At 74.0% G+C, this 24,433-nt stretch carries 24 protein-coding genes; 14 read left to right on the top strand and 10 right to left on the bottom strand.

Annotation, left to right across the window (positions count from 1 at the left end):
- Window positions 1-2 precede the first annotated feature (2 nt).
- Window positions 3-692 carry an endonuclease NucS gene (gene nucS, locus IR170_RS02620; RefSeq protein WP_056864142.1) on the bottom strand — a complete coding sequence of 230 codons (690 nt, stop codon included), beginning with the start codon at window positions 690-692 and terminating at the stop codon, window positions 3-5.
- Window positions 693-717: 25 nt separating this feature from the next.
- Here nucS and IR170_RS02615 point away from each other — a divergent pair, with 25 nt between their 5' ends.
- The 3 genes from IR170_RS02615 to IR170_RS02605 all read left to right on the top strand — a co-directional run bounded on the left by IR170_RS02615 (window position 718) and on the right by IR170_RS02605 (window position 4,019).
- Window positions 718-1,299 (top strand): GNAT family N-acetyltransferase, encoded by a 582-nt coding sequence (locus tag IR170_RS02615; protein WP_319804882.1) that lies wholly within the window; start codon window positions 718-720, stop codon window positions 1,297-1,299.
- Between the two features lie 79 nt (window positions 1,300-1,378).
- Window positions 1,379-3,199, top strand: coding sequence for a 3-hydroxyacyl-CoA dehydrogenase family protein (locus IR170_RS02610; RefSeq protein WP_227488391.1), 1,821 nt, complete (start codon window positions 1,379-1,381; stop codon window positions 3,197-3,199).
- A 64-nt stretch (window positions 3,200-3,263) separates the two neighbouring features.
- Window positions 3,264-4,019 carry a hypothetical protein gene (locus tag IR170_RS02605; RefSeq protein ID WP_193661091.1) on the top strand — a complete coding sequence of 252 codons (756 nt, stop codon included), beginning with the start codon at window positions 3,264-3,266 and terminating at the stop codon, window positions 4,017-4,019.
- A gap of 5 nt (window positions 4,020-4,024) precedes the next feature.
- Here IR170_RS02605 and IR170_RS02600 read toward each other — a convergent pair whose 3' ends face one another.
- Both IR170_RS02600 and IR170_RS02595 read right to left on the bottom strand, forming a co-directional pair.
- Window positions 4,025-5,227, bottom strand: a complete 1,203-nt coding sequence (locus IR170_RS02600) for a sensor histidine kinase (protein ID WP_193661090.1) — start codon at window positions 5,225-5,227, stop codon at window positions 4,025-4,027.
- Window positions 5,224-5,604: a response regulator transcription factor gene (locus tag IR170_RS02595; RefSeq protein WP_193661089.1), complete on the bottom strand. Its 381-nt coding sequence runs from the start codon at window positions 5,602-5,604 to the stop codon at window positions 5,224-5,226. Before IR170_RS02595 ends, IR170_RS02600 begins: the two co-directional genes overlap by 4 nt.
- A 134-nt stretch (window positions 5,605-5,738) precedes the next feature.
- On the opposite strand from IR170_RS02595, the gene IR170_RS02590 reads away from it, so the two are divergent.
- Window positions 5,739-6,611, top strand: a complete 873-nt coding sequence (locus IR170_RS02590; RefSeq protein WP_193661088.1) for an endo alpha-1,4 polygalactosaminidase — start codon at window positions 5,739-5,741, stop codon at window positions 6,609-6,611.
- Window positions 6,612-6,672: 61 nt separating this feature from the next.
- Here the strand turns inward: IR170_RS02590 and IR170_RS02585 are convergent, their stop codons facing one another.
- The gene (locus IR170_RS02585; RefSeq protein ID WP_056864147.1) at window positions 6,673-7,209 is read right to left on the bottom strand and encodes a CGNR zinc finger domain-containing protein; all 537 of its coding nucleotides are present in this window, start codon (window positions 7,207-7,209) and stop codon (window positions 6,673-6,675) included.
- Between the two features lie 38 nt (window positions 7,210-7,247).
- Here IR170_RS02585 and IR170_RS02580 point away from each other — a divergent pair, with 38 nt between their 5' ends.
- The 3 genes from IR170_RS02580 (at window position 7,248) to IR170_RS02570 (ending at window position 11,600) form a co-directional block, all read left to right on the top strand.
- Window positions 7,248-8,228, top strand: coding sequence for an EamA family transporter (locus IR170_RS02580; protein ID WP_193661087.1), 981 nt, complete (start codon window positions 7,248-7,250; stop codon window positions 8,226-8,228).
- 72 nt (window positions 8,229-8,300) lie between these two features.
- The gene (locus IR170_RS02575; protein ID WP_193661086.1) at window positions 8,301-9,698 is read left to right on the top strand and encodes a sensor histidine kinase; all 1,398 of its coding nucleotides are present in this window, start codon (window positions 8,301-8,303) and stop codon (window positions 9,696-9,698) included.
- 264 nt (window positions 9,699-9,962) lie between these two features.
- Window positions 9,963-11,600 carry an HNH endonuclease signature motif containing protein gene (locus tag IR170_RS02570; RefSeq protein ID WP_193661085.1) on the top strand — a complete coding sequence of 546 codons (1,638 nt, stop codon included), beginning with the start codon at window positions 9,963-9,965 and terminating at the stop codon, window positions 11,598-11,600.
- 29 nt (window positions 11,601-11,629) lie between these two features.
- Here IR170_RS02570 and IR170_RS02565 read toward each other — a convergent pair whose 3' ends face one another.
- The 4 genes from IR170_RS02565 to mce form a co-directional block, all read right to left on the bottom strand.
- Window positions 11,630-12,838 (bottom strand): AI-2E family transporter, encoded by a 1,209-nt coding sequence (locus tag IR170_RS02565; RefSeq protein ID WP_319804881.1) that lies wholly within the window; start codon window positions 12,836-12,838, stop codon window positions 11,630-11,632.
- On the bottom strand, window positions 12,835-14,085 hold the full coding sequence (locus tag IR170_RS02560; protein WP_193661084.1) for a coiled-coil domain-containing protein: 1,251 nt from the start codon (window positions 14,083-14,085) through the stop codon (window positions 12,835-12,837). The genes IR170_RS02565 and IR170_RS02560 overlap by 4 nt, the downstream gene beginning before the upstream one ends.
- A gap of 137 nt (window positions 14,086-14,222) precedes the next feature.
- Window positions 14,223-15,560: a crotonyl-CoA carboxylase/reductase gene (ccrA, locus tag IR170_RS02555; protein WP_193661083.1), complete on the bottom strand. Its 1,338-nt coding sequence runs from the start codon at window positions 15,558-15,560 to the stop codon at window positions 14,223-14,225.
- Between the two features lie 199 nt (window positions 15,561-15,759).
- Complete coding sequence (gene mce / locus IR170_RS02550) at window positions 15,760-16,233, bottom strand: methylmalonyl-CoA epimerase (protein ID WP_056903856.1); 474 nt, start codon at window positions 16,231-16,233, stop codon at window positions 15,760-15,762.
- A gap of 161 nt (window positions 16,234-16,394) precedes the next feature.
- Here mce and IR170_RS02545 point away from each other — a divergent pair, with 161 nt between their 5' ends.
- From IR170_RS02545 to IR170_RS02515, 7 genes are all read left to right on the top strand, one after another.
- The gene (locus IR170_RS02545) at window positions 16,395-17,609 is read left to right on the top strand and encodes an acetyl-CoA C-acetyltransferase (RefSeq protein WP_056864155.1); all 1,215 of its coding nucleotides are present in this window, start codon (window positions 16,395-16,397) and stop codon (window positions 17,607-17,609) included.
- Complete coding sequence (gene meaB, locus IR170_RS02540; RefSeq protein WP_193661566.1) at window positions 17,606-18,595, top strand: methylmalonyl Co-A mutase-associated GTPase MeaB; 990 nt, start codon at window positions 17,606-17,608, stop codon at window positions 18,593-18,595. Before IR170_RS02545 ends, meaB begins: the two co-directional genes overlap by 4 nt.
- A 101-nt stretch (window positions 18,596-18,696) precedes the next feature.
- Window positions 18,697-18,861, top strand: a complete 165-nt coding sequence (locus IR170_RS02535; protein ID WP_156697866.1) for a hypothetical protein — start codon at window positions 18,697-18,699, stop codon at window positions 18,859-18,861.
- A gap of 3 nt (window positions 18,862-18,864) precedes the next feature.
- Complete coding sequence (locus tag IR170_RS02530) at window positions 18,865-19,386, top strand: PH domain-containing protein (protein WP_193661082.1); 522 nt, start codon at window positions 18,865-18,867, stop codon at window positions 19,384-19,386.
- Between the two features lie 26 nt (window positions 19,387-19,412).
- Entirely contained in the window at window positions 19,413-20,384 is a 972-nt protein-coding gene (locus IR170_RS02525) for a co-chaperone YbbN (RefSeq protein ID WP_193661081.1), read from the top strand.
- A 14-nt stretch (window positions 20,385-20,398) separates the two neighbouring features.
- Window positions 20,399-21,154, top strand: coding sequence for an EI24 domain-containing protein (locus IR170_RS02520; protein ID WP_251533445.1), 756 nt, complete (start codon window positions 20,399-20,401; stop codon window positions 21,152-21,154).
- A gap of 66 nt (window positions 21,155-21,220) precedes the next feature.
- A complete protein-coding gene (locus IR170_RS02515) occupies window positions 21,221-22,171 on the top strand; it encodes a hypothetical protein (RefSeq protein ID WP_193661080.1) in 951 nt (316 codons plus the stop codon).
- A 68-nt stretch (window positions 22,172-22,239) separates the two neighbouring features.
- Here IR170_RS02515 and IR170_RS02510 read toward each other — a convergent pair whose 3' ends face one another.
- A complete protein-coding gene (locus IR170_RS02510; protein WP_193661079.1) occupies window positions 22,240-23,013 on the bottom strand; it encodes an NUDIX hydrolase in 774 nt (257 codons plus the stop codon).
- Between the two features lie 70 nt (window positions 23,014-23,083).
- Window positions 23,084-24,370 (bottom strand): acetamidase/formamidase family protein, encoded by a 1,287-nt coding sequence (locus tag IR170_RS02505; RefSeq protein WP_193661078.1) that lies wholly within the window; start codon window positions 24,368-24,370, stop codon window positions 23,084-23,086.
- Between the last annotated feature and the right edge of the window lie 63 nt (window positions 24,371-24,433).

Raw genomic sequence — 24,433 nt, 5'->3', positions numbered from 1 at the left:
GCTCAGAACAGCCGGTGGGTGGGGTCGTCGACGCCGCGCAGGGCGTCGTAGTCGACGAGGGCGCAGGCGATCCCGCGGTCGGTGGCCAGCACCCGGGCCTGGGGCTTGATCTCCTGGGCGGCGAAGATGCCGCGCACCGGCGCGAGCAGCGGGTCGCGGTTGAGCAGCTCGAGGTAGCGGGTGAGCTGCTCGACGCCGTCGATCTCCCCGCGCCGCTTGATCTCGACGGCGACGCTGCGGCCCTCGGTGTCGCGGCACATCAGGTCGACCGGCCCGATGGCGGTCGGGAACTCGCGGCGCACCAGCGTGAGCCCGGGCGAGAGGGTGGCCGGCTGCTCGGCCAGCAGCACCTGCAGGTGCTTCTCCACCCCGTCCTTCTGCAGGCCGGGGTCGACCCCGAGGTCGTGGGAGGAGTCGTGGAGGACCTCCTCGATGAGGATCCGCAGGGTGTCCTCGGGCCCCTTGGCGCTCGCGCGGCTGCGCACCGTCCACTCCACCTGGCCCTCCTCGGTGGTGGCCTCGCGCAGCGTGCAGGGCGGTGACATCCAGTTCAGCGGCTTGTAGGACCCGCCGTCGGAGTGCACCAGCACCGACCCGTCGGCCTTGATCATCAGCACCCGCGTGGCCATCGGCAGGTGCGCCGTCAGCCGTCCGGCGTAGTCGACCTGGCAGCGCGCAACGACGAGTCTCACGGGCCAGGAATCTACAGTGGCGACCGTGCCCGACCACCCGCCGCTCCCCCCGGCCTGGCGCGTGCGCCACGCCCGCCCCTCCGAGCTGCGGCAGCTGGCCGCCGTCGAGGACAGCGGGGGCGCCCTCTTCCGCGCGCACCTGGGGGAGGACCTGCCGGCCGCGCTGCTCGCCCCGGCGCCCTCCGGGCTCGACCGCGCGGCCCTGCCCGGCTGCGTGCTCGTGGCCGTGCACGGCACAGACCAGGAGGTGGTGGGGTTCGCCCACGTCGTGGACCACGACCACGAGGAGCCGGGGGCGGTCCACCTCGAGCAGCTCTCGGTGCTGCCGTCGCACGGTCGCCGCGGGATCGGCACGGCGCTGGTGCGCGCAGCCGAGGAGGAGGCACGCTGGTGGGGCGCCGGGCTGATGACGCTGACCACCTACCGCGACCTGCCGTGGAACGGACCCCTCTACGCCCGCCTGGGGTACGCCGAGCAGGCGCGGCCGCCGGCGTACGTGGCGCGCGCGCTGGCCGCCGAGCGGGCCGCGGGCCTCGACCTCGGGGGCGCCGTGGCCGCGGGTCCGAGGGTCGCGATGTCTCGCCGGCTGGGACGTCGTGGGGCCTGAGCGGGTCTGGATCGTTCAAGTTACCGGTGAGTGAACTAGTTCACGGCCCGGGTCGGTGACGCGTGCCATGATGCCGCCCATGACGAGCCTCGAGACCACTCCCGACACCTCCGCCGACGCCGGCCGCGACTTCACCGCCATCGGCGTGGTGGGGCTCGGGACGATGGGCGCCGGCATCGCGGAGGTCTTCGCCCGGCACGGCTTCGCGGTCGTCGGCGTCGAGCTGAGCGAGGAGAGCGTGGCGCGCGGCCGGCAGTACCTCGAGCACTCCACGGGACGTGCGGTGCGCCGCGGCAAGTTGACCGAGGAGGAGCAGGCCGAGCTGCTCGGCCGGGTCACCCTGACCACGTCGCTGAAGGACCTGGCCGACGTCGACCTGGTCGTCGAGGCCGCGGTGGAGTCGATGGCGACCAAGCAGGCGATCTTCCGCGAGCTCGACGCGATCGTCGGTCCCGACACGGTGCTGGCCACCAACACCTCCTCGCTCTCGGTCACCGAGCTCTCCAGCGCCACCTCGCGCCCGGGCCGCGTGGTGGGCGTGCACTTCTTCAACCCCGCCCCGGTGCAGAAGCTGGTCGAGGTGGTGCGCACGGTCGTCACCGAGCCCGCGGTGCTCGACGACGTGCAGGCGCTGCTCGGCCGCCTGGGCAAGAGCCCCGTGGTCTGCGGCGACAAGGCCGGCTTCATCGCCAACACGCTGCTCTTCGGCTACCTCAACCACGCCGCCTCGATGTTCGAGGGCCGCTACGCCTCGCGCGAGGACATCGACGCCGCGATGCGCTTCGGCTGCGGCTACCCGATGGGCCCGCTGGCCCTGCTCGACCTGATCGGCCTCGACACCGCCTACGAGATCCTCGAGACGATGTACCGCCAGGGCCGCGACCGCCTCCACGCGCCCACCCCGATCCTCAAGCAGATGGTCACCGCCGGCCTGCTGGGCCGCAAGACCGGGCGCGGCTTCTACACCTACGAGGCCCCCGACAGCCCGGTCGTGGTCGCCGACGCCGCGACCCCGTCGGCCGACGAGCTGCCGCAGCTGCGCCACGACATCCGCCGGGTCGGCGTCGTCGGCACCGGCACCATGGCCAGCGGCATCGTGGAGGTCTTCGCCAAGGCCGGCTACGACGTGCTCGTCGTGGGCCGCTCGGCCGACAAGGTCGACGGCGTCAGCGCCACCGTCACCCGCAGCTTCGACAAGCAGATCCAGCGCGGGCGGGCCACCGAGGAGGCCAAGGCCGAGGTGCTGGCCCGCATCAGCGGCACCACGAGCCTGGAGGACCTGGCGAGCGTGGACCTGGTGGTCGAGGCCATCGCCGAGGACCTCGCCGTCAAGACCACCCTCTTCGAGAACCTCGACGAGATCTGCAAGCCGGGGGCGATCCTGGCCACCACCACCTCGAGCCTGCCCATCATCGCCATGGCCACGGTGACCAGCCGGCCGCAGGACGTCGTCGGCATGCACTTCTTCAACCCCGCCACGGTGATGAAGCTGGTCGAGGTGGTCTCCACGGTGGCCACCTCCGACGAGGTCACCGAGACCACGCGGGCGCTGTGCGCGGCCGTGGGCAAGGTCGCGGTCTCGTGCGGCGACCGGGCCGGCTTCATCGTCAACGCCCTGCTCTTCCCCTACCTCAACGACGCGGTGAAGATGCTCGAGGCCCACTACGCCACCGCCGACGACATCGACGTGGCCATGAAGCAGGGCTGCGCCCTGCCGATGGGTCCCTTCGAGCTGCTCGACGTCGTGGGCAACGACGTCTCGCTGGCCATCCAGCGCGAGCTCTACCTCGAGTTCCGCGAGCCGGGCTTCGCCCCGGCCCCGCTGCTCGAGCACCTGGTCACCGCCGGCTACCTCGGCCGCAAGACCAAGCGGGGGTTCCGCGACTACTCCGCCCGCTGAGGCCGCGGCGCAGGGCGGCGGGCGAGGGGCCGGTGGTCCCTCGGGGGCTCCGTACAGTGGGGACATGGAGTACCTCCTCGTCCTCGCCCTGGTCCTCGGTGCCATCGCCGTCGCGGCGCTGGCCGGGCGGGGCCACCAGCGCAAGGTCCTCGCCGCCAAGGAGGCCGAGCTCGCGCCGGTGCGCAGGCTGGCGGCCGAGGACGTGACCGCGCTCGGGGTCGAGCTCCAGGAGCTCGACCTCGAGCTGGCAGGCCAGCCGCTCGACGCCGGCGCCAACGCCGACTACCAGCGCGCGCTCGACGCCTACGAGTCGGCCAAGGCCGCCGCCGACGCGATGGAGCGGCCCGACGACGTCCGCCACGTCACCGAGATCCTCGAGGACGGGCGCTACGCCATCGCCTGCGTCCAGGCCCGCGTGGCCGGCGAGGCGCTGCCCACGCGCCGTCCGCCCTGCTTCTTCGACCCCCGCCACGGGCTCTCGGTGACCGACGTGCCCTGGACGCCGACCGGGGGAGCCCAGCGCGACGTGCCGGCCTGCGCCCTCGACGCCGAGCGGGTGGGCGCCGGTGCCGACCCCGACATCCGCAAGGTGATGGTCGGCTCCCAGCGGGTGCCCTACTGGCAGGGCGGCCCGGCCTACCAGCCCTACGCCCGCGGCTACTTCGGATCGTTCACCACCATGGACTTCATGTTCATGGGCCTGATGTTCGGCGCCTTCGGAGGCTTCGACGCCATCGGTGAGATCGGCGAGGGCCTGGGCGAGGCCGTCGGCGGCGTCGGCGAGGGCCTCGGCGACATGTTCGACGGCTTCGACTTCTAGCCCGGTCAGGACGGCAGGGTCAGGCGCACGGTGGTGCCCCCGCCCGGGGTGTCCTCGACGAGGAGCCGTCCGCCGTGCAGCGACGCGATCCGCGCGCAGGTGGCCAGCCCGATGCCGTGACCGTGGTCGGGGTCGCTCCCGTCGCGGCCGAACATGTCGAGCACACGCGTCCTTTGGGAGGCCGCGATGCCCCGGCCGTTGTCGACCACGGCCAGCTCGTGACCCTGGGGGGTCGCCGCCGAGGTGACGACCACCCGCGGTGCGCGGTCGGGCGAGCGGAACTTCACGGCGTTGGCGAGGAGGTTCTGCAGCAGCTGGCGCAGCAGCGCCGGGTCGGCCCGCACCGTCGGGGCCGCCAGGTCGCGCTGCACGAGGCCGTGCGCGGCCGTGTCGCCGAGGTCGACGACGACCTGGTCGAGCACGTCGTCGAGGGCCACGTGCTGCCGCTCGACCACGTGGCCGCCGACGCGGGCGTGGCGCAGCAGGGCGTCGAGCAGGTCCATCATGCGCCCCGACGCCTGGTCGGCGCGTCGCAGCAGCTCGCGCCCGCGGGGGCCGAGGGCTCCGGCGTACTCGTGGTCGAGGATCTCCAGCCAGCCGGTGAGCACGGTCAGCGGGCCGCGCAGGTCGTGGGAGGCGACCGCGGCCACCTGCTCGAGGTCCTGGTTGGAGCGCTCGAGCTCGGTGGTGCGGGTGGCCAGCTCGCCGAGCAGGTGCTCGAGGCGGGCACGGTCCTCCATCTGGGCGCTCACGTCCTCGACGTGCGCGACGACGTGGATGGGCGTGCCGTCGTCCTCGCGCACGACCGCGGCGGTGACCTCCACCCAGACCAGGTGACCGGCGGCGTGGCGCCAGCGCTGCAGCAGCCGGGAGGACTCCTGCTCGCCGCTGAGGCAGCGCGCCGACTCGACGGCCGCGACCGCCGCGTCGTCGGGGTGCAGCACGTCGCTCGAGGCCAGCGCGCGCAGCGACTCCGCGTCGCGACCGAGCAGGGCGCACAGGGCGCGGTTGACACGCAGGAAGCGGCCCTCCACCGAGAGCAGGGCCATGCCGAGCGGGGAGCTGTCCATCGTCATCCGCCACCGCTCCTCGGCCCGGGCGAGGGCGCGCAGCGCGGCGTGGGCCGCGCGGGCGTCGTGGTCGGCCAGGACGTCGCCGGGCGTCGGTGCCGGGGCCAGGGCCTGGGAGTCGACGACCGGGGCCCTCACGAGGCCGAGCCCGCCCGGGCCGGCGTACGCCGCCCCAGCGTCTCGACCGCCGACACCAGGCCGGCCCCGCTGAAGGGCTTGTCGAGCACCTCGTCGACGCCGGCGGCGTAGGCCGCGGCGTGGTCGCGGCGCGCGGTGACCATGAGCAGCGGCAGGTCCCGGAGCGCCGGGTCGCTGCGCACCGCCCGCGTCAGTCCCAGGCCGTCGAGGGTCGGCATCATCCAGTCCAGCACCACCGCGTCGAAGCCGCCCGCGAGCAGCCGCCGCAGGCCGCAGCGACCGTCGGGCGCGAGCTCCACGTCGTGCCCGGCGCGGCCGAGGAAGATCTCCATCAGCGTCGACAGGTCCGGGTCGTCGTCCACCACCAGGATGCGCATCGTTCGGGTCCGTCCCCCCTCGGACGGGCGGGCCTCGCGCCCGCCTCGTCCTCCCCATCGGCCGTCGGGGTGGGGACCTGAGGCACGCCGACGGGCGACGGGATCCGGCGCGGCCCGCTGCTAGGTTGCCGCCCATGTCGCACCGTCCCCCCGCCCGGAGCCCCCGCGCGGCCGTGCCCCCGCTCCTCGTCGTGCTCCTCGTGCTCCTCGGTCTCACCGTCGGGCCCCTGCTCGCTGCCGCCCCGGGCGGCGCCTCGGGTGCGGGCACCGGCGCACCGACGGCGGGGGAGCGCACCGTCGAGGAGCCGTCGGCACCCCCGGCGCTCCCGGCGGCGACCGACGTCGACTACCAGCTCGGTGGGGTCGACGAGGTGCCCGACCACGTGGGGATCGTCGTGCGCGACCGCACCGAGGAGCCGGCCGGGGTCTACGACGTCTGCTACGTCAACGGCTTCCAGACCCAGCCCGACGCGCGGCGCTTCTGGCGCGAGCGCTGGTCGCTGGTGCTCAAGGACGACCGGGGCCGACCGGTCGTCGACTCGGCTTGGGGGGAGTGGCTGCTCGACCTGCGCACCGCCTCGAAGCGCGAGCGCGTGGCCCGCATCGTGGGGCGCTGGATCGACGGCTGCGCCCGCGACGGCTTCGAGGCCGTCGAGCTCGACAACCTCGACTCCTTCCTGCGCAGCGACGGGCTGCTGCGCAGGGGACAGAACCTCGCGCTCGCGTCGCTGCTCGTCGAGCGCGGCCACGCCGCCGGCCTGGCGGTGGCCCAGAAGAACCTCGCCGGCTACGACGGCACCCGCATCGGCTTCGACCTCGCGGTCGCCGAGGAGTGCGGACGCTACGACGAGTGCGACGCCTACACCGAGGTCTTCGGCGACCAGGTCGTGGTCGTGGAGTACCGCGACCGGGACTTCGAGGCGACCTGCGCCGGCTTCGGGGACGCGCTGCCGGTGGTGCGCCGCGACCGCCCGCTGCGACCGGCCTATGACCCGCGGTGGTGCTGACCGGCCACCTGCCGCGTCCCCCTGCCCAGCCGGTCGACCAGCCGGTCGACCAGCCGGTCGATCAGCCGTCGCTCTGGCGGGCGCGGTAGGCCGCGACGGCGTTGCGGTTGCCGCAGGTGGTCGAGCAGAAGCGGCGCGAGCGGTTGCGGGAGAGGTCGAGCACGACACCGTCGCAGTCCTCGTCGGCGCAGACGCCCAGCCGCGACATCTCGTCGGTGCGGATCACGTCGATCATCGCCATCGCGGTCTCGACGGTGATCCGGGTGACGAGCGGCGCGTCGGGCAGCACGGCGTGCACGTGCCAGTCGTAGGGCTCGTGCCGCACCAGCTGCGGCAGCGCCCGGGCCTCGCTCAGCATCGCGTTGACCAGCTCGACGGCGTGGTCGCGCTCGGCGGTCAGCAGCTCGCGCAGCACCGGCCGCAGCGCGCGCACGGCGTCGAGCTCGGCGCGCGTGCGGTCGTGGCGCCCGGAGTACTCGAAGTCGGCGAGGAACCGGTCGAGGTCGGCGACGCTCTCCAGCGTGTCGGGCGGCTCGGCGGAGTTGGCGAGCACCACGGCGGACTGGAGCGACATCTCGGTGTCATGGGCGAAAACCACGTTGACAGGTTACCCGACGGCCCGTAGCGTCATGGATCATGACGACGATGACTCATGACGCCACCCGGTCGGCCGGCGGTCCCGCCGGTGGCTCCCGCCTGGCGTCGGGGCTCGTGCTCGCCGTCGTCTCGGCGACCGCCTTCGGTGCCTCCGGCGCCCTGGCCCGGGGCCTGCTCGACACCGGGTGGACCCCGGGCTCGAGCGTGCTGGTGCGGGTGGGGCTCGCCGCCCTCGTGGTGCTGCCCTTCGGGCTGGCCTCGCTGCGCGGGCGGTGGTCGCTGCTGCGGCGCAACGCCGCCCTCGTGGTGACCTACGGCGTGCTCGCCGTGGCCGGTGCGCAGTTCTGCTACTTCTCCGCGGTGCAGCACATGCAGGTCGGGCCGGCGCTGCTCATCGAGTACACCGCGCCCGCGGCCGTGGTGGTGTGGCTCTGGCTGCGCCACGGCCAGCGCCCCGGGCCCGTCACGCTGGTGGGTGCGGCGCTCGCCGCCGCCGGCCTGGTGCTGGTGCTCGACCTGCTCTCCGGCGCCGACCTCAGCGTGGCGGGCGTGCTGTGGTCGCTGGGGGCGATGGTCGGGGCCGCGTCGTACTTCGTGATCTCCGCCGACGAGGGCAACGGGCTGCCTCCGCTGACCCTGGCCGCCGGCGGCCTGGTCGTCGGGGCGGCGGTCCTGGGCCTGCTGGGCCTGGTCGGTGTGCTGCCCATGGCCGGGTCGACGCGTCCGGTCACCTACGGCGGCACGACCGTCGACTGGTGGCTGCCGCTGCTGCTGCTCGGGCTGGTGACGGCCGCCCTGGCCTACACCACCGGCATCGCGGCCGGGCGTCGCCTGGGCTCGCGGCTGGCCTCCTTCGTCGCCCTCCTCGAGGTGCTCGCCGGCGTCGGCTTCGCGTGGCTGCTCCTCGACGAGCTGCCGCGCCCGGTGCAGCTGGCCGGCGGCCTGCTCATCCTGGCCGGCGTGGTGGCGGTCAAGCTCGGCGAGCGGGGCGTCGTCCGGGTCGAGCCGACGCCGGCCTGAGGCGACCCGGGGCGCGCGGGCCAGATCCGCAGATCGCCTGAAGCCCGCCGCCGGTCGACCTACGATGAGCGGGTGAGGACACCGGGGCGCCGTGACCGGGCCGCCACCGCCGCAGCCGGCGTGCCCGTCGATGCCCGGCTCGACGACGCGCTGGCCGTGGTGGGGTCACCGGTCGCCGACGGCGCGGGCGACGTCGTCGTGCCGACCTCCGGTGTCGCGGCCGACGTCGACCCGGGCCGCGACGCCGAGCGTGCGGCGCTGCGCGCCGCGGAGGTACGTCGTTACCGCCTGCCCGAGCTGACCCGGCTCCCGGAGCTGCGCGCCATCGTGGAGCTCGCCGCGCAGGTCTGCGAGGCGCCGAGGGCGATGCTGACCTTCTTCACCGACTCCGAGATGCACCAGCTGGCCACCCACGGCTTCCGGGTCGGACCGGTCCCCAACCACGCCTCGGTGTGCCACCGCGTGCTCCACGACCCGGTGCCGCTGATCGAGGCGGACCTGGCGGCGCAGGGGGAGTGGAGCGGCTACCCGGCCGTGGAGATGGACCCGCCCGCGCGGCTGTACGTCAGCCAGCAGCTGCGGACCCCCGCGGGCGTGCCCTTCGGCTCGCTCTGCGTCCTCGACTCCGCGCCGCGTGAGCTCGACGCCGCCCAGCGGGCCGCCGTGGCCAACCTGGCCGAGCGTGCCGTCGACGTCCTGGAGCTCGCCCTGCGCTCCCGACAGCTCGACGAGGCGCTCGCCGAGGTCAGTGCCTCGCACGACGAGCTCGAGCGGTCGAACGCCCAGCTCGCGGCCTACGCCGGACAGGTCACCCACGACCTGCGCAACCCGCTCTCCGCGATCGCCGCCTCGCTGGAGCTGATGGAGGACGTGGTGGCCGCGGGCGGACCCGACGGGCCCGCACAGCTCAGCGCCCTGGTGGTGCGCGCGCGGCGCAGCGCCCACCGCATGGAGGCGCTCATCTCCGACGTGCTGTCCTTCGCGGGCATCGGCGGGGAGCTCGAGCTCACCGAGGTCTCCCTCGAGCGCCTGGTGGCCGAGGCGCGCGAGGACCTGGCGACCGAGCTGGAGGGCGCCTCGGTCGAGGTCGGCCCGTTGCCGCACGTCCGCGCCGACGCGGTGCAGCTGCGCGTGGTGCTCCAGAACCTCCTCGGCAACGCCGCCAAGTACGTCGCACCCGGCGCGACCGCCCGCGTCGAGGTGCGCACCGAGCCCGCGACCGACCCGGGCTCGGTGCGGCTCGTGGTGGTCGACCACGGCCTGGGTGTCGCCGAGGCCGACCGCGACCGCGTCTTCAAGCCGCTCGAGCGCGTGCACACCGCGGTGGCCGGCACCGGGATGGGTCTGGCCACCTGTCGGCGCGTCGTCGAGGCGCACGGCGGCGCGATCGGTCTCCGGGGCACTCCCGGCGGGGGCGCCACCGTGTGGCTCGAGCTGCCCGATGCCGTCCTGCCCGTAGTGGGGGACTGACCCGCCGCTCGCCGGCGGCGGTCGAGGGCCGGCCGCCAGGACCGCGGTGGTCGAGGAGGGAGCGCCAGCGACCGTCTCGAAACCACGGCCCCGCACGGTGGTTGAGGAGGGAGCGCCAGCGACCGTCTCCAAACCACAGCCGCACGGTGGTTGAGGAGGGAGCGCCAGCGACCGTCTCGAAACCACCCTCGCGACAGCGCAACCCTCTCCACAGATCCACCGGCAGACCTAGTCATCGAATACCTGTTCGAATAAACTAGGTCCATGCTCCTCGACCTCGACACCACCGGCACCGTGGTCGACATCGAGTCCCTCGAGGCCGACGACGTCCTGGAGTACGCCGCCGACACCGCCCGCTCCGTACGCGCCGCCGAGCGCCGCACCCTGCGCGTCATGGCCCGCTGGGGAGCCCTCAACCCCGACCAGGCCTACGCCTGGTCAGTGCCCGGGATGATCCGCCACGGCCTCGACGAGTTCGCCGCCGAACCCCTCGCCCTGGCCATGGACATCTCCCCGGTCAACGCCGGCTGCAACCTCGCCGAAGTCATGGAGCTGGTCCACCGCCTGCCCCGGGTGTGGGCGATGGTGGAGGACCTCACCCTCCCCGGCTGGCGGGCGCGGCGGATCGCCTCCCAGACCCAGGTGTTGAACGACACCGGGGCCGCGTTCGTGGACCGCAAGGTCGCCGCCCTCGGCCCCCGCGCGCAGAGCCTGGGTGCGCGACGCATCGAGCTGCTCGTCGCAGAAGCCGCGGCCAGGCACGACCCCCACGCCAAGGCCGCGCTGGAGGAGAAGGCCCGCGGCGGGTGGAACGTGCGCCTCACCCACGACATCGACCGCGGATCCGCGTCCGGCACCTCGTGGTTGGAGGTGCTCGGTGACACCCAGGACCTCACCCGCTTCCACGACCTGATCTGCGCCACCGCCGCCGAGCTCGGCCGCCACCAGACCTCGACCGGAGCAGCGGTGGAGTCCCTCGAGGTCCGTAAAGCCAGGGCGATCGGGGTCATCACCGACCGCGCCCAAGGCCTCGCCGCCCTCGACTCCGTCGAACCCACCACCGCCAAGGAACGGGTGGTCTACGTCCACCTGCGCCCCGAGGACCTCGCACGCGCCGACACCATCGCCGCCCTCGACACGGCCCGCATGAGCGGAGAAGAACCCGCGCTGGAGGAGCCAACGCCGCCCACCGAGGCCCCGGCCGAGGAGCCCCCGCCCGACCCGCGGGACCTGCCCACCCCCACCGACCACGAGACCGTCCCCGCCGGACAGACCACGACCCCGGTGGCCGAGCAACGATCGCAGCGAGCGTCTCGAAGCCACCCCACCACCGAAGAGCAGCCCACCGACGAACAGTGCGCGGACGACCCGTATCGCACCACCGGACCCGCCCTGCGCCCCACTGCGGTCCACCGCCACCACGAGACCAGCCACCTCTCCCAGATCGACCGCACCGGCCCACCACCGGGCACCGCGGTCGTCGAAGGCCTCGGGGTGGTCTCCACCACCACCCTGCGCCGCTGGCTCCTGGGCACCAAGGTGTTCGTGAGACCCGTCATCGACCTCGACCCCACCACCGCCGGCGCCGTCGACCGCCACGACCCACCACCCTGGATGCGCGAACACGTCGTCATCCGTGACTCGAGATGCGTGTTCCCCGGCTGCACCGTGCCCTCACGCCGCTGCGACCTCGACCACATCACCCCCTACCGACCCCTCGACCACGGCGGTGAGTCGGGCCAGACCTACCCCTCCAACCTCGCGCCGCTGTGCCGCCACCACCACCGGCTCAAGACCACCGGCTCCGCAGGTTGCCCACCCTGGAGTTACCACCGGCATCCCGACGGCACCTACGCCTGGACCAACCCCCACGGCTGGACCACGCTCGTCCGCACCGGCTGAGCGGGGTGCGGCCCGGGGGACCGGTGGGGCTAGCGGGCGTCCTGGCGTCGTACGAAGACCTCGCGGGTCAGCATCAGCACCGCGGCCGCGGTGGGGATGGCCAGGAGCGCGCCCACCACGCCGAGCAGGGCGGCGCCCACCAGGGCGGCGATCACGGTGACGGCACCCGGGACGTCGACGGAGGAGGCCATGACCCGGGGGTAGATCACGTAGTTCTCGATCTGCTGGTAGACGACGTAGAAGACCACGCAGATCAGGCCGGTGCGCACGTCGGTGGCGAAGGCGATGGCGGTGACGATCGTGGCGCCGATCGTCGCGCCGATCATCGGGATGACGTCGAGCAGGGCCACGACGAAGGCGAGCGCCACGGCGTACTCGCCGAGGCCGACGGCGAAGAGGAAGACCAACGACGTGAGGCCCGCGCAGAGGGCGACGAGGAAGGCGCCCGACACGTAGCCCCCGATGCTGGCCACAATCCGGTCCCCGAGGCGGGTGACCCGGTCGCGACGCGAGGCGGGGGCCAGCTTGTAGAGCGCGCCCTTGGTGGTCTCCAGCGCGGAGAGGAAGTAGAGCGTCAGCACCAGCACGATGAAGAGGTTGAAGAGGGCGCCCAGCAGCGCGATGCCGAAGCCGAGCACGCCGCCGAACAGGCCCGTGACGAAGTCACCGCCGGCGACGTAGTCCTGGGCCTTCTCGACGATCTGGTACTCCTCGTCGAGCTTCTGGATCTTGGGGTTCTGCAGCAGCTGGTCGAACCACACCGGGGCGTTGGCGGTCAGCGAGGCGACCTGGTCGGTGATGACCGGCACGATCGCCACCACGAAGAGGGCGATGGCGCCGAGGAAGACCAAGGTCACCACCAGCACCGCCCACGAGCGGCGCAGCCCGCGGTGCTCGAAGAACTCCACCGCCGGGTTGAGGCCGGCGGCGATGAACAGCGCGACCACCACCAGCAGCAGCGTGGAGCCGATGGCCAGCAGCGTCGTGCCCAGCCAGTACGCGGTGACGAAGCCCAACCCGCCCAGGAACCCGATGAGGTACGGCGCCGTGCGGTCCAGCGGCGCCCCGGGGGTGCCGAGGTGCTCGGGCCCGCCGACGAGCCCCTGCCGCTTGCCCTTCTGCGGCACGCCGGTGACCGGCAGCACCTCGGGGGCCGGCGCCGCGGCGGCCGGGTCGACGACCGGCCCGGCCGTCGTCGGGTCCGCGCCGGGCGCCGGCGGGTCGGGCTGGTCGCTCACTCGTCCTCGTCGTCCTGACCGAAGCCGGCGACGACGTCGCGCAGGCTCGCCAGCTGGGCGGTGATGCCGTCGCGGCGCTTGGCCAGCCGGGCGACCTCGGTGCGCAGCATGGCCAGCTCGCGCTCGACCTCGGCGGTGGCCGAGGAGGTGATGGAGTCGGCCTGGGTCTGGGCCGAGGCCACGACCTGCTCGGCCTCGCGGCGCGCGCGGGTGACCACGGCGTCGGCCTCCGACTTCGCCTGCTGGCGCTGGGTGGCGGCCTGGGTGGCGGCCTCCTGCGCCCGGGCCTCGGCCGCGGCGGCGCGCTGCTCGGCCTCCTCGACCAGCTTGCGGGTCTCGGCCATCGCGCTGCTGTGGTGGTCGGTGGCCTCGCGGGCGAGCCGCTCCTTCTCCACCGCGAGGGTGCGGCGTGCCTCGGTGACCTCGCGGTCGGCGGCGGCACGAGCCTGCTCCACCTCGCGCTGGGCGCCCGTGCGCATCTCGGTCGTCTCCTGCTTGGCGGCCAGGCGCAGCTGGTCGGACTCCCGCTTGGCCGAGGCCATCAGGTCGGCGGCCTCGCTGCGGGCCAGCTCGCGCTCCTGCTCGGCGTCGGCGAGCGTGCGGGCGCGGTGCTCGTCGAGCTCCTTGAGCTGCACCATGCGCATGTCCTCGGCCTCGCGCTGGCCCTCGGTGCGGATCTGCTTGGCGTCGCGGGTCGCCTGGGCGCGGATCTCGTCGGCCTCGCGCATCGCGGTGCCGCGGATCTCGTCGGCCTCCTCCTCGGCGAGGCGGAGCATGGCGCTGGCGCGGCCCCCGAGACCGGCGTAGGAGGGGGTCTCGTTCTCCTTGACTTGCTGCTCCAGGCTGGCCAGGCGGGCCTCGAGCTCGACGACGCGCCGCTCGGACTCGCCGAGGCTGCCGGCGAGTCCGGCCTTCTCCGCGGCCAGCTGCTTGACCTTGGTGTCGACGGCCGCGGTGTCGTAGCCCCCACGGCGCACGACGGGGAAGGTGATGCTGGCGCCGGCGCGGGCGGGAGCCGCCTGCGGGCGGGCGGGCGGTGCGGGCGGGGCCTGCTGCGTCTGCGGGGCCGCCGGAGCGGTGCCCGGGCGCTGTCCGGCCGGGGGGGCCTGGCGCGGCGCCTGACCGGTCGCGCGACCAGGGGCCGACCCGGGAGCGTTCGTGGCCACCGGGATCACCTGGGTCTTGTCGGCGTCCTGGGAACGGCGCTCCGAGTCGTCGTCGAAGATGGACAGGCCCTGGTCGCTCATGGGTGGAAACCTCTTCCGGGTGGTGGGGGCTGGTGCCTCCCCATCCTCCCGCATGCGAGGCCCCGAACCCACCCCGACGCGGCGTGGCTCAGCGTTTACTCAGCGCGTGTCGGGGTGGGCCGGGTCGACGGGCCTCCTCAGACGCCGCGGAAGCGGTTGATCGCGTCGATGTGCCGGGCCCGCATCTCGGTGTCGCGCACGCCCAGGCCCTCCTCGGGGGCCAGCGCGAGGACGCCGACCTTGCCCTGGTGGGCGTTCTTGTGCACGTCGAGAGCGGCCTGGCCGACCTCCTCGAGGCCGTAGGTCCGCGACAGCGTCGGGTGGATCATGCCCTTGGCGATGAGGCGGTTGGCCTCCCACGACTCGCGGTAGTTGGCGAAGTGCGAGCCGATGATGCTCTTGAGGTTCATCCACAGGTAGCGGTTGTCGTACTGGTGCATGTAGCCCGTGGTGGAGGCGCAGGTGACGATGGTGCCGCCCTTGCGCGCGGCGTAGACGCTGGCGCCGAAGGTCTCGCGGCCGGGGTGCTCGAAGACGATGTCGACGTCCTCGCCGCCGGTGAGCTCGCGGATCCGGGCCCCGAGGCGGCGCCACTCCTTCTGGTCCTGGGTGTGCTCGTCCTTCCAGAACTGCCAGTTCTCCTCCGAGCGGTTGATGATGTGCTCGGCGCCCATGGCGCGGCAGATGTCGGCCTTCTCCTCGTTGGAGACCACGCAGATCGGCGTGGCGCCACCGTTGAGCGCGTACTGCGTCGCGAAGCCGCCCAGGCCGCCCGAGGCGCCCCAGATGAGGACGTTGTCGCCCTGCTTCATGCCCGCGCCGTTGCGCGAGACCAGCTGGCGGTAGGCGGTGGAGTTGACCAGGCCGGGGGAGGCGGCCTCCTCCCAGGTCAGGTGGGCCGGCTTGGGCATGAGCTGGTTGGACTTCACCAGCGCGACCTCGGCCAGGCCGCCGAAGTTGGTCTCGAAGCCCCAGATCCGCTGCTCGGGGTCGAGCATCGTGTCGTTGTGGCCGTCGGGGCTCTCCAGCTCCACCGACAGGCAGTGCGCGACCACCTCGGCGCCGGGCTTCCAGGAGTTCACGCCGGGGCCGGTGGCGAGCACGACGCCGGCCAGGTCGGAGCCGACGATGTGGTACGGCAGGTCGTGACGCTTGGTCAGCGGCGAGATCTTGCCGTAGCGCTCGAGGAAGCCGAAGGTCGAGACCGGCTCGAAGATCGAGGTCCACACGGTGTTGTAGTTGATCGCCGAGGCCATCACGGCCACCAGCGCCTCGCCGGGGCCGAGCTCGGGGAAGGGCACGTCGTCGACGTGCAGGGACTTGCGCGGGTCCTTGTCGCGGCTGGCGACGCCCTCGAACATGTCCTGCTCGTCCTTGTGCACCGTCACGGCGCGGTAGGACTCGGGCAGGGGCAGGTGGGCGAAGTCTTCGCTGGCGGTGTCGCCGGCGAGGACGGCGTCGAGGATGTTCTGCACGTCGGCTCCTGTGCGGGGTCGGGGAGGTGCGGGTGACGGCGTCAGACCCGAGGGCGGGCCGACGTCTGGCGAACATTACTGTCCGGTAACCGGTCAGGCGACCGATGTGTTGGAGGTCTCAGCCCCGCTCAGGGTGGCGGGCCGAGGTGGGCGGGCGGTTGGTGGCGCCCGCCGAGCAGTGCGGTGCGGTGCGGTGCGGTCAGTGCGCCGGGCGCGCGGCCGGCTCCACCAGCTCGACGAGCACGCCGCCGGCGTCCTTGGGGTGCACGAAGTTGATGCGGGAGTCGGAGGTGCCGCGGCGCGGCTCGTCGTAGAGCATCCGCAGGCCCCGCTCACGCAGGACCGCGCTGACGGCCTCGACGTCGGTGACGCGGTAGGCGACCTGCTGGCAGCCCGGGCCGGAGCGGTCGAGGTACTTGGCGATGGTGGAGGTCTCGTCGAGCGGCGCGAGCAGCTGCACGCACGACCCGGAGTCGCCCACGGCCATCATGGCCTCGCGCACGCCCTGCTCGGCGTTGGTCTCCTCGTGGGCCAGGCGCATGCCGAAGGTGTCGCGGTAGAACGCGATGGCCTCGTCGAGGTCGGGCACGGCCATGCCGACGTGGTCGATGGCGGTGAAGAGGTGGTCGGGGATGCCGAGCGGGCTGGCGCCGCTGTCCTGGGTCTGGCTCATGGCGTCATGGTCGTACGCCGCGCCGCGCGCCGCGACCGCTTGTGACGCGCGCCTCACGAGGTGGGGACTCGGACACCCTCGCCCCCGATGTGACTCGTCGGTATCTTGCTCGCATCGGGCCCGTCTCCGCCGGTCCGAGCACCGACCCGCTGGAGGAACCCATGTCCGACCACGCCGCCCCGTCGAGCTCGCCGACCGTCATCGTCGCGGGAGCCCGCACCCCGATCGGCCGTCTCCTGGGAGGGCTGAAGGACCTGAGCGCCGCCGACCTCGGTGGGGTCGCGATCAAGGGCGCCCTCGAGAAGGCCGGCGTCTCCGGCGACCAGGTCGACTACCTCATCATGGGCCAGGTCATCCAGGCCGGCGCGGGTCAGAACCCCGCCCGCACCGCCGGTGTGGCCGCGGGGCTGCCGATGAGCCTGCCCTCGATCACCATCAACAAGGTCTGCCTCTCCGGTCTCAACGCCATCGCGATGGCCGACCAGATGGTCCGCGCCGGCGAGGCCGACGTCGTGGTGGCCGGCGGCATGGAGTCGATGACCAACGCCCCCCACTTCCTGCCGAAGTCGCGCGAGGGCATCAAGTTCGGCGACGTCAAGCTCGTCGACTCGATGGCCTACGACGCCCTCTTCGACCAGTTCACCTCCCAGGCGATGGGTCTGCTCACCGAGGAGCGCAACGCCGCCGACGAGAACCTCACCCGCGAGGAGCAGGACGAGTTCTCCGCGCTGTCGCACCAGAAGGCCGCCGCGGCCTGGAAGAACGGCGTCTTCGACGAGGAGGTCGTGCCCGTCTCGATCCCGCAGCGCAAGGGTGACCCGGTCGTCGTCTCCGCCGACGAGGGCGTGCGCGGCGAGACCACCGCCGAGTCGCTCGGGCGCCTGCGTCCCGCCTTCTCCAAGACGGGCACCGTCACGGCGGGCTCGGCCTCGCAGATCTCCGACGGCGCCTGCGCGGTCGTGGTGATGAGCAAGGCCAAGGCCGAGGAGCTCGGGCTGGACTACCTCTGCGAGATCGGCGCCCACGGCATGGTCGCGGGCCCCGACTCCACGCTGCAGCTCCAGCCGGCCAACGCCACCGCCCTGGCCTGTCGCAAGGAGGGCATCGAGCCCACCGACCTCGACCTCGTGGAGTTCAACGAGGCCTTCGCCGCGGTCGGCATCTCCTCGGCGCGCGCCCTGGGCCTGCCCGACGAGAAGGTCAACGTCAACGGCGGCGCGATCGCGCTCGGCCACCCGGTGGGCATGTCGGGGGCACGCGTGGTGCTGCACCTCGCCCTCGAGCTCAAGCGGCGCGGCGGCGGCACCGGCGCGGCCGCGCTCTGCGGCGGCGGCGGCCAGGGCGACGCCCTGATCGTGCGCGTCCCGAGCAGCTGAGCCCCGACGCCCCGCGACCCGGGGGTCGGCGCCGTGCGGCGTCGGTCCCCGACCTGGTCGCGGCCGCCCGCGAGGGCCAGCCCCGGGCGGTGGCCCGGCTGATCTCGATGGTCGAGGACGAGTCGCCCGCGCTGCGCGAGGTGATGGCGGCGCTGGCCCCGCACACCGGCCGCGCCCAGGTCGTGGGCCTGACCGGCTCGCCCGGGGTGGGCAAGTCGACCTCCACCAACGCGCTGGTCACGCGGCTGCGCGCCGCGGGCAAGCGGGTCGGCGTGCTCGCGGTCGACCCCAGCTCGCCGTTCTCCGGCGGTGCGCTCCTCGGAGACCGGATCCGGATGTCGGACCACGCCTCCGACGCGGGCGTCTACATCCGCTCCATGGCCGCCCGCGGCCACCTCGGCGGCCTGGCCTGGAGCACACCGCAGGCGATCCGGGTGCTCGACGCCGCCGGGTGCGACGTGGTGCTCGTCGAGACCGTGGGCGTCGGCCAGAGCGAGGTCGAGGTCGCGGCGCGCGCCGACACCACGCTGGTGCTGCTGGCCCCCGGCATGGGCGACGGCATCCAGGCCGCCAAGGCCGGCATCCTCGAGATCGGTGACGTCTACGTCGTCAACAAGGCCGACCGCGACGGTGCCGACCAGGTGCGCCGCGACCTGCGGGGCATGCTGTCGATGGCCGACCGCCCCGCCGGCGCCTGGCGGCCCCCGGTGGTCGCCACCGTCGCGTCGAGCGGCGACGGCGTCGACGAGGTCGTCGCCGAGCTCGACCGCCACCACGCCTGGCTGCACGAGACCGGCGAGCTGCGGCGTCGACGTACGCGTCGGGCGCGCGAGGAGGTCGTCGCGATCGCCGTCACCGCGCTGCGCCGCAGCTGGGGCGACGTCGACGGACGCTCCGAGCTCGACGCGCTCGCCGAGGCCGTCGCCGCGGGGGAGAGCGACCCCTACGCCGCGGCCGACCGGCTGCTCGGCGCGCCTGCCCCGTGACGGGTGTGGCTGCTGGTAGGCATGTGCCGTCCTGTGGACGCGCGGCGCCGAGTCGCTGACGTCCGCCGCTCACCGCTCGAGAACAGACAGGTTGGTCGACGATGAAGAAGGTGGTCATCGCCCTGGTCGTGGTGTTCCTGGGCTTCTGGATGTTCACCGACCCGCGCGGGCTGGCCGACGCCGCCGGCGGCGCCGGGGGGCAGATCGCGGCCTGGACCGGCGACTTCTTCTCCGCGCTCATCAGGTTCGTCGGCGAGCTGGGCTGAGCCGTGGGTCTGCTCCGCAGCTGGGGCGACCCCCAGATCCACAAGCACCTCCTGCGCGACGAGGGCGAGGTCATCGTCGACGAGGTGCTGCACCACTGGACGGCCTACGTGCGCCCGGTGCTCGAGGGGGTGCTCGGTCTCGTGGTGCTCGTCGGGGCGGCCTTCGTGCCGATGGGTGCCGCCTGGGTGCTGCTCGTGGCGGCCTTCGTGCTGCTGCTGCGGGCCGGGTGGGGAGTGCTGCGCGAGCACCGCGACCGCTTCGTCATCACCAACATGCGCGTCTTCCGCGTCCACGGGGTGCTCTCGAGCAACCTCGCCACCATGCCGCTGAGCCGCATCCTCGACATCACCGTCGTCAAGCCGCTGCACGGGCGGCTGCTCGGCTTCGGCCACTTCGTCTTCGAGTCGGCGGCCCAGGAGCAGGGCCTGCGCGACGTGAGGTACGTCGGTCGCCCCGACGAGCGCGACCTCGCGATCCAGCGCGTCGTGCAGCGCTCCGGCCTGCGCGGCCCGCGCGTCAACTGAGACCGGCCTTCCCTAGGATTGGCCCCATGACGCAGCAGCCGTTCTCCCGCCCCGGTGCCATCGACCTCTCGGCCCTCAAGCGGCCCGCGCCCGCGGCGCCGGCCGCGCCGGCCGCTCCCGGGGCCCCGGGCGGTGCCGGGGGCCCGGCCGCGGGCGGCGGGGGTGGCTCGTCCTACGCCGTGGAGGTGACCGAGGAGAGCTTCCAGGCCGTCGTCGAGCAGTCGATGACCGCGCCGGTGCTGCTCGTCTTCTACTCCCGCACCCGCATGCCCGAGAGCGGCCAGCTGGCCGACGACCTTGCGACGCTCTCGGCGGAGTTCGAGGGCCGCTTCCTCGCCGGACTCGTGGACATCGACGCCGCCCCCGGCATCGCCCAGGCCATGCAGATCCCCTCGATCCCGCTGGTCGTGGCCGTGCTCGACGGCCGCCCCGCGCCGCTCTTCCAGGACGTGCTGCCGCTCGAGGAGCTGCGCACCGCGCTCACCCAGGTCGTGCAGCAGCTCACCGCCCAGGGCATGACTGGTCGCCACCAGCCCCGCGGTGCCCAGGCCGAGCCCGGCGCGGAGGGCGAGGAGGAGCCCGCCGTCGACCCCCGCTACGCCCCGGCCCAGGACGCCCTGGCCGCCGGCGACGTCGACCGGGCGGTCGCGGAGTACCAGAAGCTGGTCTCGGCCAACCCCGCCGACGCCGAGGCCGCGGCCGGCCTGGCCATGGCCACGGTCCTCCAGCGCACCCAGGGCGTCGACGAGGCCGCCGTGCGCGCCGACGCCGACGCGCGCCCCGACGACGTCGACGCGCAGACCCTCGTCGCCGACCTCGACCTGGTGCTGGGACAGGTCGACGAGGCCTTCGCGCGGCTGGTCGAGCTGGTGCGGCGTACGACGGGCGACGAGCGCACCGCCGCGCGCGAGCACCTCCTCGGGCTCTTCGCCGCCGTGGGCAACGACGACCCGCGCGTGCTGCGCGGGCGCCAGGGCCTCGCCAACGCCCTCTTCTGAGGGGCGAGGAGCCGGTGACCCCGCTGGGCTTCGGGCAGGGCGTGGCCTACCTCGGCCGCGGCTTCGCCATGTGGCGGCGCCGGCCCGGGCTGATGGCCCTCGGCATGGTGCCGGCGCTGATCGTGCTCGTCGTGGTGGTCGCCGCGCTGGTGGGGCTGCTGCTCACCGTCGACGACCTGGTGGGCTGGGCCACGCCCTTCGCCGACGGCTGGGCCGAGGTCGCCCGGGTCGCGCTGCGCGTCGGGCTCGGGGTGCTGGTGGTGCTGGGCTTCCTGCTGGTCGCCTCGCTCACCTTCACCGGCCTCACGCTGGCCGTCGGCGACCCCTTCTACGAGCGGATCTGGCGCGAGACCGAGACCATGCTCGGCGGCGAGGCGCCCGGAGACGGGCTGGGCTTCTGGCGCTCCGCGCGCGATGCCGGCGTGCTCGTCGGGCTGGGCCTGGTGACCGGCCTGCTGGTGCTGCTGATCGGCCTGCTGCCCGTGGTGGGCGCCGTGGTCGGCGCCGTGCTCGGGGTCGTGGTCTCCGGGCGGCTGCTGGCCGCCGAGCTGGTCTCGCGGCCCCTGGAGGCCCGCGGCATCGACCGGCACGGGCGGCGGGCGCTGCTGCGCGAGCACCGTGCCGCGCTGCTCGGCCTCGGCACCGCCACCCAGCTGTGCTTCCTGGTGCCCCTGGGCGCCGTGGTCGTCATGCCGGCCGCGGTGGTCGCCTCCACCTGCCTGGCCCGCGACGCCCTCGACGCCGCAGCCGCCCGCCCGGTGGGCGGCTGAGGAAGCTCGTCCACAGCCCAGGCGCAGCGTGCTAGCGAGGGTCCTCCGCCTCGGCGACGATGGGGCATGCCTCTGGACCGCGACGAGCTCGACCACCTGCTCGACCGCGTGCAGGACCGCACGGTCTCGCGCCGGCAGATCCTGGCTCTCGGCGGCGCCGACCACGACATCGCCCGCCTGGTCCGGCGACGTGAGCTCGTGGCCGTGCACCCCGGTGCGTTCGTGGCGCACACCGGGGTGCCCACCTGGCGCCAACGGGCGTGGTGTGCGGTGCACGCACGCTGGCCGGCCGCCCTGGCGCGTGAGTCGGCGCTGCCCGGACCGCCGGCCGACGCCCCGATTCAGATCGCGGTCGACCTCCGCCGCACGGTCAGGCCGTTGGCCGGTGTCGTGGTGCACCGCACGGCGGACCTGGAGGGTCGCGTGCTCTGGCAGGCGACTCCGCCGCGGGTCCGGCGCGAGCACGCGGTGATCGACGTGATCGCCGGGGACGACCCTGCCCGCCACTTCGGCGTGCTGGCCGCGGCCTGCCACGACCGGCAGACCACCCCCGAACGCGTCAGGGTGGCGCTCGACGCCCGGGGGAGGGTGCGTGGTCGCGAGGTCATCGAGGCGATGCTGGACGACCTGACCGCGGGTGCCTGCTCCACCCTCGAGCGGGCGTTCCGCGAGCGTGTCGAGTCGCCCCACGGTCTCCCGACGGGCGCCCGCCAGGTCCGTGCCGGTGCAGGCGAGGTCGCCACGGTGCGCGACGTGGAGTACCTGGGGCTCGGCCTGGTGGTCGAGCTCGACGGACGGGCGTTCCACGCCGACCGTGCCGCCTGGGACGCCGACCACCAGCGCGACCTCGAGGCACTCGTCTCCGGGCGGAGCACCGTGCGGCTCACCTGGGGCCAGGTGACCACAGCGCCGTGTCGCACCGCGGGGCAGTTGGCCCGGTTGCTGCGCCGCGCTGGCTGGTCAGGCGCGCCACGACGGTGCCCGCGGTGCCCGTCGGGCGAGGCGCCGCCCCGTTGACTCGTGGATCGCACGCACCTGGTGCGTGGGATCCACGAGCGGTCGGTGCCCGAGCGGCTCGTCCGCCCTCAGCGGCCGCTCTCGGTGTACGCCGGGGCGCCGGTGGGGTCGGCGACGCGGGCCAGGGCGGCCTCGACGCGGCGGGCGGTGAAGTCGGCGCAGTGCTCGCGGACCTCCGCGGGGGTGCAGAACTGCGCGGAGCGGATCTCGCGGGCCTGCTCGACGATCGAGGCGGTGATCGAGGCGGGGTGGACGCCGCCGTCGTAGACCAGGCAGAGCGCGTCGTCCCACCCGCTCCACGGGGGCAGCCAGTCGGTCAGCAGCAGCTCGCCGGCGGGGATCTGCAGCGCGAGCTCCTCCTCGACCTCGCGGGTGACGGCCTCGCGGGGGGCCTCGCCGACCTCGACGACCCCGCCGGGCAGGTCCCAGTCCTGCTTGTAGGTGAGGCGGCACAGCAGCACGCGCCCCTCCTCGTCGCGCACCAGCATCTGGCTGATGGCGCGCTTGCGCGGGAGGAAGGAGTTGAGCAGCTCGCGGAAGCCGGCCGGCTCGTGCACCGGGGTGTCGGTGGCCAGGCGGGCGTAGACGACCCGGTCCACGGGCCCGCCGTCGACGGTCACCCCGCGCATCACGCCCTCGCGGCGCATGCCCGACCAGGTGGCCAGACGCTGGCCGCCCTCGTCGTCGGGGTCCACCAGGGCCTCCACCCGCGGGTGGTCGACCAGGGCGGCGGCGACCTCGCGGCGCACGACGTCGACGTTCTCCCCGGGCTCCCAGCTGATCCGGGCCACGCCCTCGGCGACGGTCGCGACGCTCGGCTGGACGGTCGGTTCCTGGCTCACCGGGCCAGCCTAGTCAGGCCCCGGGAGGAGCGACCGCCCAGCCGCGGGTGTCGCCGCCGGTCGGTCGCGGTCAGGCGAAGTCGGCCTTGCGGATGAGCGCGTGGATGCCGGTGGTGCGGTCCACGACCTGCGAGCACTGGAAGTCGGCGGCCGCCGAGAGGTAGGCGTAGGCCACCGGACCGGCCATGCCGCGCTCCTCGACGAGGAAGGCCAGCGCCTGCCGCACGGCGTCCTTCATGGCCAGGTCGAGGCTGGTGGCGTTGCCGCCGCCTTCGGGGCCGTCGGGGTCGCTGAGGCCGATGGGGATCCAGAAGTCACGGTTCTCGGCGAAGGGCTGCTCGAAGGCCTGGGCGGGTGCGCCGCGGCTGCCGCGCTTGACCACGCTCAGGCGCAGCGTGGGACGCAGCGAGCCCTCCATCGCGGTCAGCGCGACCTCGCCGTCGCCCTGGGCCATGTGCGGGTCGCCGGCGAAGAACATCGCCCCGGCGACCTGCACGGGCAGGTAGAGCGTGGAGCCGACGGTGAGGTCGTTGATGTCGATGTTGCCGCCGGCGTAGGTCGGCGGCACCGAGTCGACCAGGGCGGTCGTGTCGCGGGCGACGCCCATCATCCCCAGGAACGGGTGCAGGTCGAAGCCCACGGGCACGTCGCCGGGCAGGCGACCGCGCAGCCCGCCGCGGGACCTCACGACCTCGGTGAAGACGCTGATGTTCCCGCCCTCGTTGACGTACGCCGCGTGCGCCGGGTCGCCCACGAACCGCTCGGGGTACTCGCCGGGCAGCGCGCCCTTGCCGTGGCGGTTGGAGACCACGCCGTAGGGCACCCGCAGGGGCAGGTCGAGCACGTCGACGCGCAGGACGTCGCCCGGCTCGGCGCCGCGCACCGCGACGGGCCCGGTGACGACGTGGGGTCCGGGGCCGTCGTGCGGGGTGCGGGCGGCCACCTCGACGGCGTCGCGCAGCACGTGGCGCTCAGGCACGCCGAAGGAGCCGAAGTACTCGCGGGGGTCCTGGCCCTGGTCCTCGAGCAGGCCCTCGTGGGAGAGGGTGTCGAGGGTGACCACGTCGCCGGAGGAGACCACGGCGACGGGCTCGCTGAGCCGGTTGGGCAGCCGGCCCCACAGCACCTCCTCGGCGCGTGCCCGCACGTAGCGACCGCGCGTCGGACCCGTGCCGGGCTGCAGCACGCGGACCGGCCCGCGGGGCCCGCCCGCCGGCGCCCGACGTCCGGGTGTGGCACCCGCCGCGACGCTGGTCGCGCCGAGGGCCCCGGCGCCGACGGCGCCCGCGGCCGCCCCGCGCAGGAGGGCCCGTCGGGCGAGGGAGGACAGGTGGTCAGGGGTTCCCGAGACGGTCATGACCACCAACCCACCAGGTGCGTGTTACCCGCCCGTGTCGGAGCGTCACGGGCGGGTAACACC

The organism is Nocardioides kribbensis (assembly GCF_015070375.1).
GTDB classification, from domain to species: Bacteria; Actinomycetota; Actinomycetes; order Propionibacteriales; family Nocardioidaceae; genus Nocardioides; species Nocardioides kribbensis.
Note: the sequence above shows the minus strand (reverse complement) of the source record. Positions and strands in the feature narration are given on the sequence as shown.

Coding starts and splice junctions, on each gene's coding strand:
- IR170_RS02610 (WP_227488391.1), top strand. CDS start 1,379: ATGACGAGCCTCGAGACCACTCCCGACACCTCCGCCGACGCCGGCCGC.
- IR170_RS02605 (WP_193661091.1), top strand. CDS start 3,264: ATGGAGTACCTCCTCGTCCTCGCCCTGGTCCTCGGTGCCATCGCCGTC.
- IR170_RS02595 (WP_193661089.1), bottom strand. CDS start 5,604: ATGCGCATCCTGGTGGTGGACGACGACCCGGACCTGTCGACGCTGATG.
- IR170_RS02590 (WP_193661088.1), top strand. CDS start 5,739: ATGTCGCACCGTCCCCCCGCCCGGAGCCCCCGCGCGGCCGTGCCCCCG.
- IR170_RS02580 (WP_193661087.1), top strand. CDS start 7,248: ATGACGACGATGACTCATGACGCCACCCGGTCGGCCGGCGGTCCCGCC.
- IR170_RS02570 (WP_193661085.1), top strand. CDS start 9,963: ATGCTCCTCGACCTCGACACCACCGGCACCGTGGTCGACATCGAGTCC.
- IR170_RS02560 (WP_193661084.1), bottom strand. CDS start 14,085: ATGAGCGACCAGGGCCTGTCCATCTTCGACGACGACTCGGAGCGCCGT.
- mce (WP_056903856.1), bottom strand. CDS start 16,233: ATGAGCCAGACCCAGGACAGCGGCGCCAGCCCGCTCGGCATCCCCGAC.
- IR170_RS02545 (WP_056864155.1), top strand. CDS start 16,395: ATGTCCGACCACGCCGCCCCGTCGAGCTCGCCGACCGTCATCGTCGCG.
- IR170_RS02535 (WP_156697866.1), top strand. CDS start 18,697: ATGAAGAAGGTGGTCATCGCCCTGGTCGTGGTGTTCCTGGGCTTCTGG.
- IR170_RS02525 (WP_193661081.1), top strand. CDS start 19,413: ATGACGCAGCAGCCGTTCTCCCGCCCCGGTGCCATCGACCTCTCGGCC.
- IR170_RS02515 (WP_193661080.1), top strand. CDS start 21,221: ATGCCTCTGGACCGCGACGAGCTCGACCACCTGCTCGACCGCGTGCAG.
- IR170_RS02505 (WP_193661078.1), bottom strand. CDS start 24,370: ATGACCGTCTCGGGAACCCCTGACCACCTGTCCTCCCTCGCCCGACGG.